The organism is Streptomonospora sediminis (assembly GCF_054778995.1).
The window spans coordinates 69499-84998 of record NZ_BAAGYZ010000031.1 but is presented as its reverse complement, the minus strand read 5'-3'; the positions used below and the strand labels follow the sequence as shown (position 1 = coordinate 84998).

General features: G+C 69.2%; 17 protein-coding genes, 2 tRNA genes and 1 other RNA gene. 11 read left to right on the top strand and 9 right to left on the bottom strand.

The window, feature by feature from the left end; all coding sequences use genetic code 11:
* Together ACYVD5_RS08970 and ffs are read right to left on the bottom strand one after the other, a co-directional pair.
* The coding region (locus ACYVD5_RS08970) for a DNA polymerase III subunit gamma and tau (protein ID WP_461000477.1) at positions 1–1342 on the bottom strand (1342 nt) is incomplete at its 3' end.
* A gap of 150 nt (positions 1343–1492) precedes the next feature.
* Positions 1493–1588, bottom strand: an RNA gene (gene ffs, locus ACYVD5_RS08965) — signal recognition particle sRNA small type.
* A 188-nt stretch (positions 1589–1776) separates the two neighbouring features.
* On the opposite strand from ffs, the gene ACYVD5_RS08960 reads away from it, so the two are divergent.
* Positions 1777–1861, top strand: a tRNA-Ser gene (locus tag ACYVD5_RS08960).
* Positions 1862–2018: 157 nt separating this feature from the next.
* Complete coding sequence (locus ACYVD5_RS08955) at positions 2019–2495, top strand: pyridoxamine 5'-phosphate oxidase family protein (RefSeq protein ID WP_461000476.1); 477 nt, start codon at positions 2019–2021, stop codon at positions 2493–2495.
* 144 nt (positions 2496–2639) lie between these two features.
* Here the strand turns inward: ACYVD5_RS08955 and ACYVD5_RS08950 are convergent, their stop codons facing one another.
* Complete coding sequence (locus ACYVD5_RS08950; protein ID WP_461000475.1) at positions 2640–3074, bottom strand: hypothetical protein; 435 nt, start codon at positions 3072–3074, stop codon at positions 2640–2642.
* Positions 3075–3417: 343 nt separating this feature from the next.
* Between ACYVD5_RS08950 and ACYVD5_RS08945 the strand changes: the two genes are divergently transcribed.
* Both ACYVD5_RS08945 and ACYVD5_RS08940 read left to right on the top strand, forming a co-directional pair.
* On the top strand, positions 3418–3777 hold the full coding sequence (locus tag ACYVD5_RS08945) for an STAS domain-containing protein (protein ID WP_461000474.1): 360 nt from the start codon (positions 3418–3420) through the stop codon (positions 3775–3777).
* 884 nt (positions 3778–4661) lie between these two features.
* The gene (locus tag ACYVD5_RS08940) at positions 4662–5135 is read left to right on the top strand and encodes a hypothetical protein (RefSeq protein WP_461000473.1); all 474 of its coding nucleotides are present in this window, start codon (positions 4662–4664) and stop codon (positions 5133–5135) included.
* A 332-nt stretch (positions 5136–5467) separates the two neighbouring features.
* On the opposite strand, the gene ACYVD5_RS08935 is transcribed toward ACYVD5_RS08940, so the two are convergent.
* The 4 genes from ACYVD5_RS08935 to ACYVD5_RS08920 all read right to left on the bottom strand — a co-directional run bounded on the left by ACYVD5_RS08935 (position 5468) and on the right by ACYVD5_RS08920 (position 7157).
* Positions 5468–5552: transfer RNA gene (locus ACYVD5_RS08935), tRNA-Ser, on the bottom strand.
* A gap of 10 nt (positions 5553–5562) precedes the next feature.
* Positions 5563–6042: a tRNA adenosine(34) deaminase TadA gene (gene tadA, locus ACYVD5_RS08930; protein ID WP_461000481.1), complete on the bottom strand. Its 480-nt coding sequence runs from the start codon at positions 6040–6042 to the stop codon at positions 5563–5565.
* 35 nt (positions 6043–6077) lie between these two features.
* Positions 6078–6563: a tRNA adenosine deaminase-associated protein gene (locus tag ACYVD5_RS08925; protein WP_461000472.1), complete on the bottom strand. Its 486-nt coding sequence runs from the start codon at positions 6561–6563 to the stop codon at positions 6078–6080.
* 81 nt (positions 6564–6644) lie between these two features.
* Positions 6645–7157, bottom strand: coding sequence for a tRNA adenosine deaminase-associated protein (locus tag ACYVD5_RS08920; protein ID WP_461000471.1), 513 nt, complete (start codon positions 7155–7157; stop codon positions 6645–6647).
* Between the two features lie 315 nt (positions 7158–7472).
* Between ACYVD5_RS08920 and upp the strand changes: the two genes are divergently transcribed.
* The 6 genes from upp (at position 7473) to ACYVD5_RS08890 (ending at position 11127) form a co-directional block, all read left to right on the top strand.
* The gene (gene upp, locus ACYVD5_RS08915) at positions 7473–8114 is read left to right on the top strand and encodes a uracil phosphoribosyltransferase (protein ID WP_461000470.1); all 642 of its coding nucleotides are present in this window, start codon (positions 7473–7475) and stop codon (positions 8112–8114) included.
* A 508-nt stretch (positions 8115–8622) separates the two neighbouring features.
* Positions 8623–8856, top strand: coding sequence for a hypothetical protein (locus ACYVD5_RS08910; RefSeq protein WP_461000469.1), 234 nt, complete (start codon positions 8623–8625; stop codon positions 8854–8856).
* 143 nt (positions 8857–8999) lie between these two features.
* Positions 9000–9164 carry a hypothetical protein gene (locus ACYVD5_RS08905; protein WP_179768322.1) on the top strand — a complete coding sequence of 55 codons (165 nt, stop codon included), beginning with the start codon at positions 9000–9002 and terminating at the stop codon, positions 9162–9164.
* 13 nt (positions 9165–9177) lie between these two features.
* Positions 9178–9696, top strand: a complete 519-nt coding sequence (locus ACYVD5_RS08900) for a PH domain-containing protein (RefSeq protein WP_461000468.1) — start codon at positions 9178–9180, stop codon at positions 9694–9696.
* Between the two features lie 395 nt (positions 9697–10091).
* Positions 10092–10319: a hypothetical protein gene (locus ACYVD5_RS08895; RefSeq protein WP_461000467.1), complete on the top strand. Its 228-nt coding sequence runs from the start codon at positions 10092–10094 to the stop codon at positions 10317–10319.
* A 265-nt stretch (positions 10320–10584) separates the two neighbouring features.
* The gene (locus ACYVD5_RS08890; RefSeq protein ID WP_461000466.1) at positions 10585–11127 is read left to right on the top strand and encodes a dihydrofolate reductase family protein; all 543 of its coding nucleotides are present in this window, start codon (positions 10585–10587) and stop codon (positions 11125–11127) included.
* A 59-nt stretch (positions 11128–11186) separates the two neighbouring features.
* Here the strand turns inward: ACYVD5_RS08890 and ACYVD5_RS08885 are convergent, their stop codons facing one another.
* Both ACYVD5_RS08885 and dnaB read right to left on the bottom strand, forming a co-directional pair.
* On the bottom strand, positions 11187–11726 hold the full coding sequence (locus ACYVD5_RS08885) for an SRPBCC family protein (protein WP_461000465.1): 540 nt from the start codon (positions 11724–11726) through the stop codon (positions 11187–11189).
* 108 nt (positions 11727–11834) lie between these two features.
* Positions 11835–13814, bottom strand: a complete 1980-nt coding sequence (gene dnaB, locus ACYVD5_RS08880; RefSeq protein WP_461000464.1) for a replicative DNA helicase — start codon at positions 13812–13814, stop codon at positions 11835–11837.
* A 335-nt stretch (positions 13815–14149) separates the two neighbouring features.
* Here dnaB and ACYVD5_RS08875 point away from each other — a divergent pair, with 335 nt between their 5' ends.
* Positions 14150–15499: an MATE family efflux transporter gene (locus tag ACYVD5_RS08875; protein WP_461000463.1), complete on the top strand. Its 1350-nt coding sequence runs from the start codon at positions 14150–14152 to the stop codon at positions 15497–15499.
* The last annotated feature ends 1 nt before the right edge of the window (position 15500 follow it).

Below are 15500 nucleotides of genomic sequence, written 5' to 3'. Positions count from 1 at the left end.
CCGCGGGAGCCGCCGGGGCGGGTTGGGCGGGCTGGGCGGCCGGGGCCGGCGCGGGTCCGGCCGCCGGTTCGGGCGCCGGTGCCGGGCGTTGCGGGGGCGACTGCGCCGCAGGGGCAGCAGCCGGTGCGCTGGGAGCCTGCTGAGCGGCAGCCGCGGGCGGTGCCGCCATCTGCCCGGACGCCATCCGCTGTTCCAGCTGCTCCAGCCGGGCGACCAGCGCGCCGGAGTCGCCGCCGGGCGCGGCGCCGGGCAGCAGGATGCGGGCGCTCATCAGTTCCAGCAGCAGGCGCGGCGAGGTGGCGCCGCGCATCTCGGTCAGCCCTTGGTTGAGGATGTCGGCGGCGCGGGTGAGCCGGGCCGGGCCGATCCGCTCGGCCTGCTCGCGCATCCGCTCAACGGCGTCGGGCGCGACGTTGATCAGCCCTTTCTCCAGGGCGTCGGGCACGGCGGCCAGCACGACCAGGTCGCGGGTGCGCTCCAGCAGGTCGGCGGTGAACCTGCGCGGGTCGTGGCCGCCCTCCATCACCCGGTCGATGAGGCCGAACGCCGCTGCGCCGTCGGCACCGCCCAGCGCGTCGACCATATCGCCGAGCAGGGTGGAGTCGGTGTAGCCCAGCAGCGCCACCGCGCCGTCGCGCGTGATGCCGTTCTCGTCGGAGCCGGCCAGGAGCTGGTCCAGGATGGACAGCGAGTCGCGCGCCGAGCCCGCCCCGGCGCGCACCACCAGCGGCAGCGCAGCGGAGTCGAACGGGACGCCCTCGCCGGTGAGGATCTCCTCCATCAGCTCGCGCAGCGTGCTCGGCGGGATCAGCCGGAACGGGTAGTGGTGGGTGCGCGACCGGATGGTGCCGATGACCTTGTCGGGCTCGGTGGTGGCGAAGACGAACTTCAGGTGCGGCGGCGGCTCCTCGACGAGTTTGAGCAGCGCATTGAAGCCCTCGCGGGTCACCATGTGCGCTTCGTCGATGATGTAGACCTTGTAGCGGGAGTTCACCGGCGAGAAGAAGGCGCGTTCGCGCAGGTCGCGGGCGTCGTCGACACCGCCGTGAGAGGCGGCGTCGATCTCGATGACGTCGATGCTCCCGGGACCGTCGGGCGCGAGCGAAACACAGGACTCGCAGGTGCCGCAGGGGTCGGGGGTGGGGCCCTGGTCGCAGTTGAGGGACCGGGCCAGAATGCGCGCGCTTGATGTCTTGCCGCAGCCGCGCGGGCCACTGAACAAGTAGGCGTGGTTGATGCGGCCGTTGCGCAGCGCTTGGCGCAACGGGTCGGTGACATGCTCCTGCCCGCGAACCTCGCCGAACGTCGCAGGGCGGTACTTGCGATACAGCGCGATGCTCACGGCGCGCTCACTGCTCCCTCCGCGGACCGGCACTGGCGGCCACCCGGGCGACCGATCGCCCCCGCCGGTGTCCGCGAGTCCATTGAACCCTGTACCTGCGACAGTTCGCACGGGGCGGAGCCGATGAGGCGGGGCGGTGCGCCGGGAAAGAGAAAGGACCCCCCGCGCACCCGCCAGAGCTCACTTATCCTTGCTGCCTTCCGGCCCTGGGGAGGTTCGTAAGGTGACGCCGCACGAGGGGTCTGCCTCCCACTCTATCGGATCCACCGGGTGCCCGCGCCCCAGCGACGGGTCGCGATGCGGATCCCGTGCCCGCCGCGGGCCGACCGCCCGTTCGCGGCCCGGACGCCACCCCGCCGGAGCACGGGCGCGGGGCCGCGAGCCCGTGCAGAACCGTGTCGAAGCACGCCGGTGAGTCCGGTAGAGTTGTCCGCGGAGGATTCGCCTAGAGGCCTAGGGCGCACGCTTGGAAAGCGTGTTGGGGGCAACCCCTCACGAGTTCGAATCTCGTATCCTCCGCCGCCTCTAGCAGGCAGTACGAAGGCCCCGACCGGGTGCGCGGTCGGGGCCTTCGTCGTTGCCGACCCCTTTGGCCCGCTCCGGCTCCCGCGCCCGACCGGGCGGCGGGAGCGAGCGGCCACGGATCTGCAACGGGGCGCCTTGCTAGTCTGCCGCCATGTCCGAATCTCCCGATCAGCACCGACCCGCGCCGCGTGTCCTCACCCAGCCGGAGTTGTCGCGGCTACTCGGATCGCAGCACTTCGGTGTGCTGGCCGCAGTCCGGTCCACCGGTCATCCGCACCTCTCGACCGTGGCCTACGTGTGGGATCCGGACGAGCGCCTCGTCCGCATCTCCTCCACTGCCGACCGGCTCAAGGTCCGCCAGCTGCGCCGCAATCCCAGCGCGGCGCTGCACGTCGGCCCGGATCCCTGGTCCTTTGCCGTTGCCGAAGGCGAGGCAGAGATATCGGCCGAGACAGCGTCCCCGGGCGACTCCGTCGGAACGGAACTGCTGTCCGTGCTGCCCGAACCGCCGGCTCCGGCGGACAGGGCGGCGCTGCTGGAGCAGTTCGTCGCCGAACGCCGCGTCGTGATCAGGCTCCGGGTCCAGCGCCTGTACGGAACCGCACTGGACTTGGGCGCCCAGAACTGACTGCGCTGCGCACCGAACGGCCCCCGCACAGGCAGGTGCCCCCGGCCGCCGGGCCGGGGGCACCTTTCGTTGTCGACAAACCGGTGAATGGACGAGTCGCTGAATCGGCCAACCGGTGGGTCGGCGAGTCGGCCGCCCGCCTTCTCACGAGGCCTGTGCGATCGAACCGCGGCCCCGCGGAGGGGGCACGGCGCCCGACCCGCCGCCCGGCCGCGGGGCCGAGTCTGCGAGCCGCTGTTCGGCATCGGCCCGAACTTCGTGGGTGCGCAGCAGGCGCGGCAGCCCCGATTCCTCCAGCGCATTGGCTGCCGGTGAATCGGCGCAGAGCACCAGCGAAAGGTCGATGCCGCGCGCCTTGGTGCGGGTGTGCACCCGCTCCAGAACCTCGCGCATCTCGTGCGCGCACGCCAGTGTGGGCGTGAAGTCGATCACGAGTTCATCGATGCGCTCATTGATGAGCCAGAGCAGCTGCTCGCGCAGGCAGCGACTGTGCCAGGACTCAATGCTCTGCGGCACGGTGACCACCGCACCGCGTCCGATGTAGTCGACCTTGGCGAGGATCTGCGTGGGTTGTTTCATAGTCACCTGACCGGAAGCCCGGTCCCCTCCTTAGTTGGGACCTCCGCATGTGCGGATGTCCCCGCCATCGCCGGAGTATGCGGGGGCACCCTCGGGCCGCGCCTCCGGACCCAATGTTTTCGCTGCCCCTCGCTTCCGCGCTGCAAACGTGAAAATCCTGCGCCGTTCTACATACCCCGAAATCGTGGCGTACCCGACATGAGCGGAATAGCCGATCCATAACAATGGTTTGCCCGGCGTTGGCAAGCCGGTTGGTAAACATGAGCCAGGCCGCCCACCAGCAAGGCGGCACGGTCCGGCCAGTGGCCTCCGCACAGCCTCGTGCAAGGGAAGACGGCGTCTCATGCGCACAGCATTCACTTCGCCGGTCCGATTCACCGACCGGCACACCATCGCCGCGATGCCCACCGAAATCGATATCCATAATCGCGACGACCTCGTCGAGAGCATGTCCGGGCTACTCGCCTCGGGAACCGGCACCCTCGTGGTGGACATGACCGGGACCACCTTCTGCGACTCCGCGGGCGTCCACGCACTCCTTCGGGTCCGCCGCCGAGCCCGGGCGCGCGGCCGCGGGATCTGCGTCGTCGCACCGCAGCAGAACGTGCGCCGGGTGCTGGAGATCTGCGGCATCGGCCGGGTGATGCCGATCCACGCCGACCTCGGCGAAGCGCTCCGCCACCGGCCCGCAGCCGCCGCCTGAATCCGGCGCGGCCGCAGACCGCCCGGTCCCCGGACATGAACGGCCGCAGGGTGCCGCCGGTGCGGTTACTGGTGCCGGATCCGCGGAACCCCCGGCCCGCTGCGCAAGGTCCACTCTTCGACCGCCTGCAGAGCGATGACGCGCTCTCGGCAGTGGCGGGACCGGTTCACTCTTCGGCGGGCCAGCCACCGGCCGGACGGACCGGGCAGAAACTGCGGACTTGGGGAGTTGCACGCCCTTTGGTCACGTATACCTCAATTTGGCATATAAGCGGCTGAGCAATATGAGATTGGCAGAGTCGACGGCACCGCACTCCCGGCAACCGCTCCACACTGCAGTGGAAAGGACCGGAAATCGGTCCGGTTCTGCTGAGGTGGTGTGGATCCTCGGTCTAGACTCACGCCTTATGACCCCGGCGCTTTCCCCAATGGACATGTACCGGAGCCGTCTCTGCGCTTGCGGCCCACCTCCGCATTTGTGTGTCCGCGGTCCGACAGTGCTGGCTCAGGTAGCTTGGAAACCGAACAAGTACCTGTCCGCACCCCGCGGAGAGCGCGGCCATCTGCCAGCTGAGGTCGATGTGTCCTTGCTGCAGAGAGATGATCAGATCACTCTTGCCGACATGCTTACGTATGTTGGCAGGGGAAGGGTTATCAGGCCGAAGGAGTTCGAGACGGCCAGCTTCAGAGTCGTAGACGCAAGGACCCTCCGCGACGCGGGTTTCGCCGTCGTACACACCCCCGGCAGGTGGCATGGCCGTCGCACGTCTCCGTGGTCTGGCCGCATGACGACCCGTTGGAGCGGCCGCAGACTCCGTGGCCAAGGGATGTGGCGGATAACTTTGCGGCATGCTTTGATGGGTATCAAGGAGATGAGGTGAACTAATGAACATGGACTGCCTGGTGGCGCGCGGCAACGCTCCGTGGCTCCCCAGCAGCACCGCGGAAGACCTGCAGATTTGGTATGGGTACGATTTCCCCCTGGCCGGGGTGTTTTCGGCGGCCGGCAAGTTCGTCCTGTTCACCGCCATCGACGGTGCCCATGAGGGTGCTTCGGTTTGGGCCTACAGTTGCTTTACGGAAGACGAAGCGGCCGCATGGGGAGATCCGTCTTTTGATTCCGTGAGTGATCTGCACGCGTTCATGGAACGTCAGTTTTCCAATCGCGAATCCTGTTTTGCCCTCGCGCTCGAATTCGAAATTAAGCACTGGTCTATACTTCATGTTACCGACGGCTTGTTGAGCGCAGCCAGCCGGTTCCTCGATGGCGTATTCGAAGCCAGCCAAGCGACCCCGAGAGAACGCTTCCAGGCTCGGCTTGCCGTAGTGGAGGATTCTCCCGAACTAGTGGATTCATGACTCTGGTCTGCGGAGATCCGCAGACGTGGTGGACCAATAGCTGTCGGCAGACCGCTACAGTGCGGGCGGACGGCGGAGCGGCGGCTCGGCCTTATTCACCTGCATCGGGCCGCAGATCGAACCGGACGGCTCTCTGGCGCATCCGGGTGGCGCGGTGTTCTGCGCGGGCCTGCATGCGCCAGGGGGCCGCCTCGCCAAAGACCCGCCAATGACTCAACCAACCAAAAAACCGACCGCCCCGGTGCATCTGCACTGATGTGCCATGCGTCGGGGCGGTCGGCTTGGCGACTGCGCCGGGGCCGCCGGATGCCTGTGCAGGCGGCGGCCGTGAGCGGTGGAGGTGGGATTCGAACCCACGGTAGGTCTCCCTACACTCGCTTTCGAGGCGAGCGCCATCGGCCACTAGGCGACTCCACCGGGAGCTACTCTACCGGATTCGGCGGAGTGCAAAGAACTCTTTCAGCTCGGCTCCGCACTGCTCGGCCAACCGGGGCGAGACAAGGTCGGGCGGCACCACCTCGGGGCGGTGGTTGAGGCGGCGGTCGCGCACCACGTCCCAGAGGGAGCCGGCAGCGCCCGCCTTGGGATCGCGGGCTCCGTAGATCAGGCGGTCGACCCGCGCCTGCACAAGCGCGCCCGCGCACATCGTGCACGGTTCCAGGGTCACCGCCAGCGTGCAGCCGTTCAGCCGCCATTCGCCGCGGTGCTGGGCGGCGGCGCGCAGGGCGAGGACTTCGGCGTGGGCGATGGGGTCTGCGTCGGCCTCGCGGCGGTTCCAGCCGGTGCCGATCACCTCGCCGGAGTCCTCCAGCACGACGGCGCCCACGGGGACGTCGCCGCTGCCGGCGGTGCGCCGGCTTTCCTCCAGGGCCCGGCGCAGGGCCGCGTCGATCCGCGTGCGGTCCATGGGCGCCGGGCCCTTGCCGGGTTGGGGGGTTTTGGTCACAGCCGCAGTGCGTCCAGCGGCTCGCCGAATCCTGCGCGTTCGGCGATCTCGGCCAGGACATCGCCCGGCAGCAGGCCTTCGCTGGTTGTCAGCGAGACGAGGTCGCCGGCCGGCGTGCCGAGGTCGCCGAGCAGGCCGGTGTCGCCGCCGGGCTGCGGGTAGGGCTTCTGCCCGGTCCCCTCGACCTGTTCGGGCGCCTCGATCTCGCCGCTGTCCAGTAACAGGGCCGCGATCGGGTGGTCGTGGACCACCCGCGCATCGGAGAGGAAGACGCGGGGATCGGCATGGTCGTCGACGCGGACGACGGCGAACCACTCGTCGTCGGCCTCCATCAGCAGCACCATGGTCCCATCGGCGGCGGCCCCGCACGCGTCGCGCATGAGGTCGGCGACATCGTCGATACTGGCCGCGTCCTCCAGTTCCGTCTCTACGCCTCTCCAGTCGTCGGAAACACTGCAGAAGACCGCTGAGAAGATCGACACCGCACGCTCTCCAGTCCTCTCTCGCGGGCGCGGGGCCGGCCGGGGGCGGCCGCCTGCCTCCATGATCGATCCGGGGAACCCTTACCCCATCGCGTCCACAGCACGCTGGAAGCCCTGCTGGAATCCGATGCGCTCGGCGATGCTCGCCAGCACTTCGTCGGGGTGCAGGTCGAGATCGCCGGCGAGTGCGCCGAGCTCCATTTCCTCCAAGCCGAGATCGGCGAGCACGGACATGTCGCCGGCGGGCAGCACCTGGTCCAGGTCCTCGTCGTCGGGCACGTCGATGTCGAGGTGCTCCAGTACGTCGCGGGCCACCTGCCAGTCGACCGACGCCGTAACGTCGGACAGGAACACGCTCACATCGTCGCCGTAGACGCGCACAATGACGAAGAAGTCGTCGCCGATTGACAGTAAGCCGATCGTGCCGCTGATGCTGGGTTGCTGCCGCAGCGCGTGCAGCACGCCTTTGAAGTCCTGGGTAAGAGCGACCGGGAGCAGGTAGACGTCCCAGTGGTTCTCTTCGCGATATGCGACCGCGGCGAAGTCCTCGCCGTCGTCATCGTCGTCGTCATCGCCCAGTTCGCGTTCCGTCATCGTCACCCCACCAGCCCGGCTGTGATCAGGCCAGGATCGCAGATCGTCCGGTGCGGCGTCATCGTAGCGGCTGCGGTCGCCCGCAGCCCGGTTTCCCCAGAGGGAATCTGCCTCGTGATAGAAGTCGGCGCTCACAGCTCCCATTACAACGGACATCCGGCACCAAGCAGAACGCTACGCCGGATGCGGTTGGGTTACGGCTGCTCTTTTAGGTACCCGAGACGGCCGAAACCGCTCCGGGTGGGCGGCCCGTACGGCGGGGATAGACTCTGACGCCGATTTCCCATCGTTTGCCCAGCTCAACCGGAGTGTTCAATGGAAACCCTGGTCGTAGACCACCCCTTGGTCGCGCACAAGCTCACAACGCTGCGCGATGCGCGTACCGACTCGCCGACGTTCCGCCGGCTGACCGATGAGCTGGTGACGCTGCTCGCCTACGAGGCGACGCGCGACGTGCGCGTGGCCGACGTGACCGTGCAGACTCCGCTGGAGCCCATGACCGGCGCGCAGCTCACCCGGCCGACGCCGCTGGTCGTGCCGATCCTGCGTGCGGGGCTGGGCATGCTCGACGGCATGACCCGGCTGCTGCCCACCGCCGAGGTCGGGTTCCTGGGGATGGCGCGGGACGAGGACACGCTCCAGCCGGCCACCTACGCCGATCGGCTGCCCAACGACCTGTCGGGCCGGCAGTGCTACGTGCTCGACCCGATGCTGGCCACCGGCGGGACTCTTGCCGCCGCGCTGAACCTGCTCGTGGAGCGCGGCGCCGACCATGTCACCGCCATCTGCCTACTGGCCGCCCCCGAGGGTCTCCAGGCGCTGACCGGAAACCTGGGCGCGCAGACCACGGCGACGCTGCAAGTGGTGACGGCCGCCATCGACGAACGGTTGAACGACAAGGGCTTCATCGTGCCGGGCCTGGGCGACGCCGGCGACCGCTTGTACGGATCCGTCTGAGCCGGTACCGAACCCCGCCGGGGTTTCGGGCGTCTGACCCCATGACCGCGGTTGTTCCGGGGCCGCTGGATCCGGCGCACCGCTGCGGCGGTCGGCAGGGCCACGCGGTGCCGGTTCCGCCACTGCGCAACGTTGTACGGCTTTTTTGTATCGAACTAGATCACGATGATTGGACGTCCGAAATCAGGGAAAGACGGCGGAGACTTACCCACTCCCGCTCCGCCTCCCGCGGGGCACCTTCGTTCTGACCATGCACGAAATGTCGATTTACGTAGGCCGAATTCATACTGATATGGAGTCGTGACACAAAGGCGCGATCATGGTGCGCAGCCACTTCCGTCCCACCGAGCACACGCAACCGACCACCCCCTCGCCTGCCCCGCCAACCGCCTGCTGACCGGCCATTGGCCCAACCGCGACCCACTATCTTGACCCCGAGGACGGTTACGAAGCGCCTGTATACGGGTACACAGCGCAACCGGTCACCCTTTTCCCTCGAAGGAGTGAGATGCCCGAGAAGACCACCACGCAGACCACCGAGCCGCGCGACCTCTCCCCCGTCGTCGACCGCCTGAACTCCGAGTTCGCCGGTGTCCACGACACGGCGACCGTCACCAGATGTGTGGATGCGGCGCGTCAGGGCGCTCTGGACGTCACCGGTCGGGCCACCCCCGAGCTCATCGAGCGCATCGCGCGCCAGCACCTGCAGGTTCTCGCTCTGGCATTCGCCGAACGCCGCTGAACCACTGGCTGCCGGTATGCCCTGGGCCACAGCACCCAGAGTGAACGCCACGCCGGAAACCGGCATCTGGCTTTACGGGCCCGTATGTCGGTGTAAGAATCACCTTGGGTCAGTGGGTCACCAGCATTCGTGGGGAGTCGGTCATGGCGAGGTTGAAGAAGTGGCTGGGGTATGCCCTCATCGCTTTCGTCGCGTTCTATCTACTCACTCAGCCGGAAAGCGCCGCCGGAGTCATCCAGACAGGCGTCGGCGGGCTCATGTCGGCCGCCGAATCACTGTCCCGATTCGTGAACACCCTGAGCGCATAGGGGTCACCCGGCCATGAGGCTCGTCGCGCCGCCGAACCGGGCACCGGCATCGGTCAATCGCTACCTACTGCCCTACGAACAGGATGTCGTCACCATCCGGCGGCACCCGGCCGTGCTGATCGGACCTGTCGCGGCCGTGCTCGGCTCGCTCATCTTCGCGGGCATCCTGAGCAACACCCCCATTGCCGGCAGCGCAACGGCGCTGGCGGTGATCTGGTGGGTGTGGCTGCTGATTCTCGTCTGGTTCGTCTGGCGCGTCGCCGAGTGGTCGGTCGACTACTTCGTCATCACGTCGCAGCGCCTGCTGCTCACCCAGGGGCTCATCACCCGCCAGGTCAACATGATGCCGCTGGGCAAGGTCACCGACATGCGCTTCGAGCGCACCATCCTGGGGCGGTTCCTCGGCTACGGGACCTTCGTCATGGAGTCGGCCGGTCAGGACCAGGCACTGAGCCGGATCCACTTCGTGCCGTACCCGGAACAGCTCTACCTTGAGGTCGTCGGGCTGATCTTCAAGGACCCGAACGAATGACATTGCGCCGCCCCGGTCGGCGCGTCCGGTGGCCGACCGTGTGAGCGGTCGCCCGGATTCGAGGGAACCGGGAACGCCGAGGGGCCCGGTCGCGGTTGCGGCCGGGCCCCTCGGCGTTTGCCCCGCGCCGCGGCGGCTGCATCGGAGGGGTTCATCCGGACGGCCAGGTGACCGGGCCGTGCGGCCGGTCCGGGCCGGACCGGGTGTCCGGAACGAGTGACCACCCCCACTCGTCGACTCTCGTTCACCGTTTGTTCACCTAACGAGCATCGCTCCTGTTGAGAACCCCCGCGGAACCTGCGAACACCCGGACCGCAAAAGAAACCTAGGTTGACTCCAAGGTGAACGGATGGTTAACTAAAACCCTCATAGCGAAGAACGAGGGAGGTGCCGCAATGAACCACTCGGTAAGCCCGGCGCCGCAGACCAGCCGTACCGCGCCGAACCGCCGCCGCACGCGCAGCGCCCAACGGCGCAGCAGCGTCCGCGCGCAGAGCGCCGCCCCGGCGCCTGCGGCACCGCAGGCCACCGCGGAGGCAACCCCATCCGACCGCCCGCTGCTCAGCTGGGCGCTCGTGACCGACGACAACGGCAGGACCCGCCCCGAGGCCCGCTGGGCCTGACCGGGAAACCCTGTCCACGCTGGGGGGCGACCGCACTTGCGGCCGCCCCCCAGCGCATTTCCGGCCCGGCCGCAGCCGGCGCCCCGCCGGCGTCGGTCCAGCGGTCCACCGCCATTTCGGCCACCGCGGCCGCCCGAGACCGCGGGGCCGGATCCGGACACGGCCGGGCGTCCACCGGCCCCTGCCGGGAGGCGGCCCGCTATCCTCTGGCTGAACCGCTCCATACGGCACGGGTCCGGGGCGCTGCACAACGGGATGGGGAGCCATGGCAACGACGCTGTACTCGGCCAGCATGTCGCTGGACGGATTCATCGCCGGAGTCAACGGCGACATGTCCTGGCTCGCCCCCTACCTGGACGCACCCAATCCGACCACTGAAGGGCTCCTCGACCAGATCGGCGCCCTGCTGGTCGGCAACCGGACCTTCCGCGGCGACGACCCCAACCGCGGCACCGACCGCGAAGGCGCGTTCGGCGGCCAGTGGACCGGACCGACCTTCGTGCTCACGCACCACCCGCCCGCCGAACCGGTGCCCGGTGTCTCCTTCGTCGGCGACCTCGACAGCGGACTCGCGGCCGCCGGCAGCGCCGCCGGCGAGAAGTACGTGAACATCATCGGCGCCGATGTCGCCCGGCAGTGCCTTGCAGCGGGCGCGCTGGACGAGGTGCTGGTGTTCGTACTGCCCGTACTGCTCGGCGACGGTGTCCGGCTGTTCGACCACCCCGGCGGCGCGAACGTGCCGCTGGAACGCATCAGCCTCACCGAGGCACCCCAGGAGAGCAACATCTGGTTGCGCGTGGTCCATTAGAACGCCCGTTCGTTGGACCGCCCGGTGGACCGTCCGACCCGGCCGGCGGCGCCTGCGCCCTACGGTGCGCTGCGGCCTTCGGCGCGGGCCTTGAGGCCGTGCAGGGTGGTCCGCATACCGCTGCGCAGCTCGTCGAGCCGGCCGACCACCAACTGCTCCTCCAGATCGGGCATGCGGTCGATCGCGGCGGTGAGACCCGAGCGGCCGGGTCCCAGCCGTACGGTTTGGCGCAGCAGGGTGCCGCCGCCGGGGTCGGGCTCCACCGTGTAGCGCCAGACCGCAGCGGGCCGCTGCGGGTCGGCGGCGGGCGGCCCGAACCGCCCGTCCGGGTCGAGGACCGCCCAGCCGAAGGCTCGCTCAGGAACGAGTTCGACCACCTCCGACACGGTCCGCCACTCGCCGAGCCGCCGGTTGCGGTTGTAGCCGGCGAACCGCGCACCCAGCGCGGGTGCGACCGCCCTGCCGAGCCACTCGGCCCGCATCAGTTCGGGACTGTGCACGGCGGGCGCGGCGATGTCGGTGACCAGCACCCACACACCGGCCGCCGCTGCCGCCACCCTGACCTCGCACGCGGCCTGCGGCTCATCTGCAAGGCGCATGCCGGCTCCTCCCTCCGCAGGGCGTATCGCCCGCCGGTCCGCAATAGGGGTCGCGGCATGTAGGTATGCCGCCGTGCCGGCGTGTTGGCATGTCGCCGTGGCGCCATGTCACCCGGGCGCCATGTCGACAAAGCGACTGTAGTGCCCCTGGAAGGCGACGGTGACGGTGGCGGTTGGCCCGTTGCGGTGCTTGGCAACGATCAGGTCGGCCTCTCCGGCGCGGGGGGATTCCTTCTCGTGCACGTCCTCGCGGTAGAGCAGGATGACCATGTCGGCGTCCTGCTCGATGCTGCCGGACTCGCGGAGGTCGCTGACCTGGGGTTTTTTGTCGGTCCGCTGTTCGGGCCCGCGGTTGAGCTGGGAGAGTGCGATCACCGGGACCTCCAGCTCCTTGGCCAGCAGTTTCAGGGACCGGGACATCTCCGAGACCTCCTGCTGGCGGCTCTCGACGCGCCCGGCGGAGCTCATTAGCTGCAGATAGTCGACGATGACGAGCTTGAGGTCGTGCTGCTGCTTGAGGCGGCGGCACTTCGCGCGGATCTCCATCATCGCCAGATTCGGCGAGTCGTCGATGAACAGCGGCGCGCCGGCGACCTCGCCCATGCGGCGGGCCAGGCGGGCCCAGTCGTCGTCGGTCATCAGGCCCGACCGCATGGTGTGCAGCGGCACCCGTGCCTCGGCCGACAGCAGCCGCATGACGATCTCGTTGCGGCCCATCTCCAAGCTGAAGAAGGCGCTGGTGAGCTGGTTCTTGATCGAAGCCGCCCGGGCGAAGTCCAGCGCGAGGGTGGAGTTGTGGGTGGGGATCATCGCCCGGGTGGCGAGGTACAGGTGGTCGGGGTGGTCGACCTGCACGCAGCGCACCGGCACGCTGGCCACCCGCCGGGCGGCGACGATGCGGTGCTCGTGCGCCATCGGGCGGGTGGCGGCCGCATTGTCCACAGGCTGGGGAGGGCGGAGTCCGGGTCGCCCGGCCCCGGAACCGCCCGGCGCGTACCCGGCGCAGGCGGCGGGGACCGCGGCCTGCGCCCGGTGCTGTGCGTGGGAGGGTGCCGCCGGCCCCGACCCGGGCGCCGCGACCGAGATCCGGGGCGGCGGGCCGCTGCGGGGCTCCGGGGCGTGTTCCAGGACAGCGGCGATCTCGCCGGTCGTCCAGAGGCTGTGGACGGAGCCGCCGCCGGCTGCCGGGACCGCGGTCGGCCACTGGTGTTGGGCGTCGGCGACGACCGTGGTGCCATCGGCGAAGACGAGTTCGTAGCAGGGCCGCTGCTCCATCACCCCGGTGGCGGCGACCACCCGGGTGGGGCTGCCGTCAGCGGCCAGCAGTTCGTCGCCCACCGCCACCTCGCCCATGGTGGTCCATCCGTGCGGCCCGGGCAGCGGGGTATCGAGCGCGAGCGCCTTGCCCACCGCGGGACGCGCCGCGATGATCACCATCTGGCCCGGATGCAGGCCGTTGGAGAGCTGGTCGAAGTCGGTGAAACCGGTGGGCACGCCGGTCATGGAACCGTCGTGGGAGGAGATCGCCTCGATCTCGTCCAGGGCCCCAGGCATGATGTCGCTGAGCGGCAGGTAGTCCTCGCCGGTGCGTTTCTCGGCGACGCGGTAGATCTCGGCTTGGGCGTGGTCGACGAGGTCGTCGACTTCGCCGTCGCCGGAGTAGCCGATCTGGGCGATGCGGGTGCCGGCCTCGACCAGGCGGCGCAGCACCGCGCGGTCGGAGACGATGCGCGCGTAGTAGCCGGCGTTGGCGGCGGTGGGGATTGATTCGGTGAGCGTGTGCAGGTAAGGGGCGCCCCCGACCCGGGCGTTCTCGCCGCGCTTGGTGAGTTCGGCATTGACCGAGATCGCGTCGACCGGCTCGCCGCGGGAGAAAAGGTCGACGGCGGCGTCGAAGACGGTCTGGTGAGCCGGGCGGTAGAAGTCGGCGGAACGCACGATCTCAACCACCTGGGTGATGGCCTCCTTGGACAGCAGCATGCCGCCGAGCACACTCTGCTCGGCCATGATGTCGTGCGGCGGAGTGCGCTCGAAGCCGGTGCCGGTGTTCGTGCCCGTGCCATCCGGCGGATGTTCGGCGACGCTCACGTGGATCCCCCCTGCTTCACGAACGGCATGTCGAGCATGCCCGAGCTTGGATTCTCGCGACTCGGAGACCTGCAGCGCAAAGCAGCCTGTGGATAACCCTGGGGAGATCCTGTGGACGACTGGGGGGAACCTGCGGATAGCTTGTGCACAGCACCTGTGGATAACTTCTGCCGACTGTGCACATATCCTGGTTGACCTGCACAGACTTTATGCACCGGCTGTGCGCGAAAGAAATTTCTCTGCTGGCTTTCCACAAGTTATCCACAACCCCTCCCCCAGAGGCGGGATGACCCGCGCCAACCCGTCGAACACCTGTCCGCTATCGTGGCAAGGCTATGCCCACCCTGCTCTCTGCGCCGCCCTTCCGACACGCCCACGACCGCGAGATCTTCCGGCTCGCCGTCCCCACGTTCTTCGCGCTCGTGTCCGAGCCGCTGTTCCTGCTGAGCGACTCCGCCATCGTCGGCACGCTGGGCACCGCGCCGCTGGGCGGCCTGGGGATCGCCGGCCAGGTGTTGATGACCCTGGCCAACCTGTGCATCTTCCTGGCCTACGGCACCACATCGGCAGTGGCCCGCCGGTTCGGCGCCGGAGACACCGCCGCGGGACTGCGCAGCGGTATCGACGGGCTGTGGTTGGCGCTCCTCATCGGCACCGCCATCCTCGCCCTCGGGTTCCCCGCCGCGCCGTGGCTGGTGCAGGCGTTGGGCGCCTCCCCCGAAGTCGCCCCGCACGCGCTCATTTACCTGCGCATCAGCCTGCTCAGCACCCCGGGCCTGCTGGTCATCATGGCAGGCACCGGTGTACTGCGCGGCCTGCAGGACGCTACCACCCCGCTGGTGGTGGCAGTGGGCGCCAACCTCGCCAACATCGGCCTGGCGGCGCTGCTGGTGCTGGTGCTGGACTGGGGGATCGCGGGCTCGGCCTGGGCCACCGTCGCCGCGCAGAGCGCGGGTGCGGCCGTCTACATCGCCGTGGTGCTGCGGGCGGCCCGCCGCAGCGGGGTCTCCACTATCCCCAGCGCCGCAGGGCTGCGTACGGCCGTCGGCGCCGGGTTCGCGCTCTTCGTGCGCACGGTGTCGCTGCGTGTAGTACTCGTGGTGTGCACCGCGGTCGCCGCCCGGATGGGCGACCACGAGATCGCGGCACACCAGGTCGCCTCGCAGATCTGGTCGCTGCTGGTATTTGCGATGGACGCCATCGCGATCGCCGGGCAGGCCATCATCGGCCGCTACCTGGGTGCCTCCGACATCGCCGGCACCCGCGCCGCCACACGCCGCATGGTCGAATGGGGCGTGTTCGCCGGCCTGGTGTTCACGGTGCTGGTCTTCGCAGTGCGGCCGTGGGCCCCTCTGCTGTTCACCGACGACCCGCAGGTCCACAGCCTGCTGCTGGCGACCCTGGTGGTCGTGGCGCTGATGCAGCCGCTCAGCGGAGTGGTGATGGTGCTGGACGGCATCCTGATGGGCGCAGGCGACCAGCGCTACCTTGCCTGGGCGAGCTTCTGGACGATGCTGGTGTTCCTGCCCGGCGCCGCCGCAGTGGGCTACGGCCTCGCCGGAGGCACCGCCGGTCTCGTCGCCCTGTGGTGTGTGTTCGCGGTGTGGATCGCGGCCCGCGGTCTGACTCTGGGGCTGCGGGCGCGCGGCGGCGCCTGGCTGGTCGCCGGCGCGGCGCGGCCGTGAC

What these genes read in the sequence shown, in the direction of transcription:
- ACYVD5_RS08955 (WP_461000476.1), top strand. Translation starts at nt 2,019, where the DNA reads ATGTCCGAATCTCCCGATCAGCACCGACCCGCGCCGCGTGTCCTCACC.
- ACYVD5_RS08950 (WP_461000475.1), bottom strand. Translation starts at nt 3,074, where the DNA reads ATGAAACAACCCACGCAGATCCTCGCCAAGGTCGACTACATCGGACGC.
- ACYVD5_RS08945 (WP_461000474.1), top strand. Translation starts at nt 3,418, where the DNA reads ATGCGCACAGCATTCACTTCGCCGGTCCGATTCACCGACCGGCACACC.
- ACYVD5_RS08940 (WP_461000473.1), top strand. Translation starts at nt 4,662, where the DNA reads ATGAACATGGACTGCCTGGTGGCGCGCGGCAACGCTCCGTGGCTCCCC.
- tadA (WP_461000481.1), bottom strand. Translation starts at nt 6,042, where the DNA reads ATGGACCGCACGCGGATCGACGCGGCCCTGCGCCGGGCCCTGGAGGAA.
- ACYVD5_RS08920 (WP_461000471.1), bottom strand. Translation starts at nt 7,157, where the DNA reads ATGACGGAACGCGAACTGGGCGATGACGACGACGATGACGACGGCGAG.
- upp (WP_461000470.1), top strand. Translation starts at nt 7,473, where the DNA reads ATGGAAACCCTGGTCGTAGACCACCCCTTGGTCGCGCACAAGCTCACA.
- ACYVD5_RS08910 (WP_461000469.1), top strand. Translation starts at nt 8,623, where the DNA reads ATGCCCGAGAAGACCACCACGCAGACCACCGAGCCGCGCGACCTCTCC.
- ACYVD5_RS08905 (WP_179768322.1), top strand. Translation starts at nt 9,000, where the DNA reads ATGGCGAGGTTGAAGAAGTGGCTGGGGTATGCCCTCATCGCTTTCGTC.
- ACYVD5_RS08900 (WP_461000468.1), top strand. Translation starts at nt 9,178, where the DNA reads ATGAGGCTCGTCGCGCCGCCGAACCGGGCACCGGCATCGGTCAATCGC.
- ACYVD5_RS08895 (WP_461000467.1), top strand. Translation starts at nt 10,092, where the DNA reads ATGAACCACTCGGTAAGCCCGGCGCCGCAGACCAGCCGTACCGCGCCG.
- ACYVD5_RS08890 (WP_461000466.1), top strand. Translation starts at nt 10,585, where the DNA reads ATGGCAACGACGCTGTACTCGGCCAGCATGTCGCTGGACGGATTCATC.
- ACYVD5_RS08885 (WP_461000465.1), bottom strand. Translation starts at nt 11,726, where the DNA reads ATGCGCCTTGCAGATGAGCCGCAGGCCGCGTGCGAGGTCAGGGTGGCG.
- ACYVD5_RS08875 (WP_461000463.1), top strand. Translation starts at nt 14,150, where the DNA reads ATGCCCACCCTGCTCTCTGCGCCGCCCTTCCGACACGCCCACGACCGC.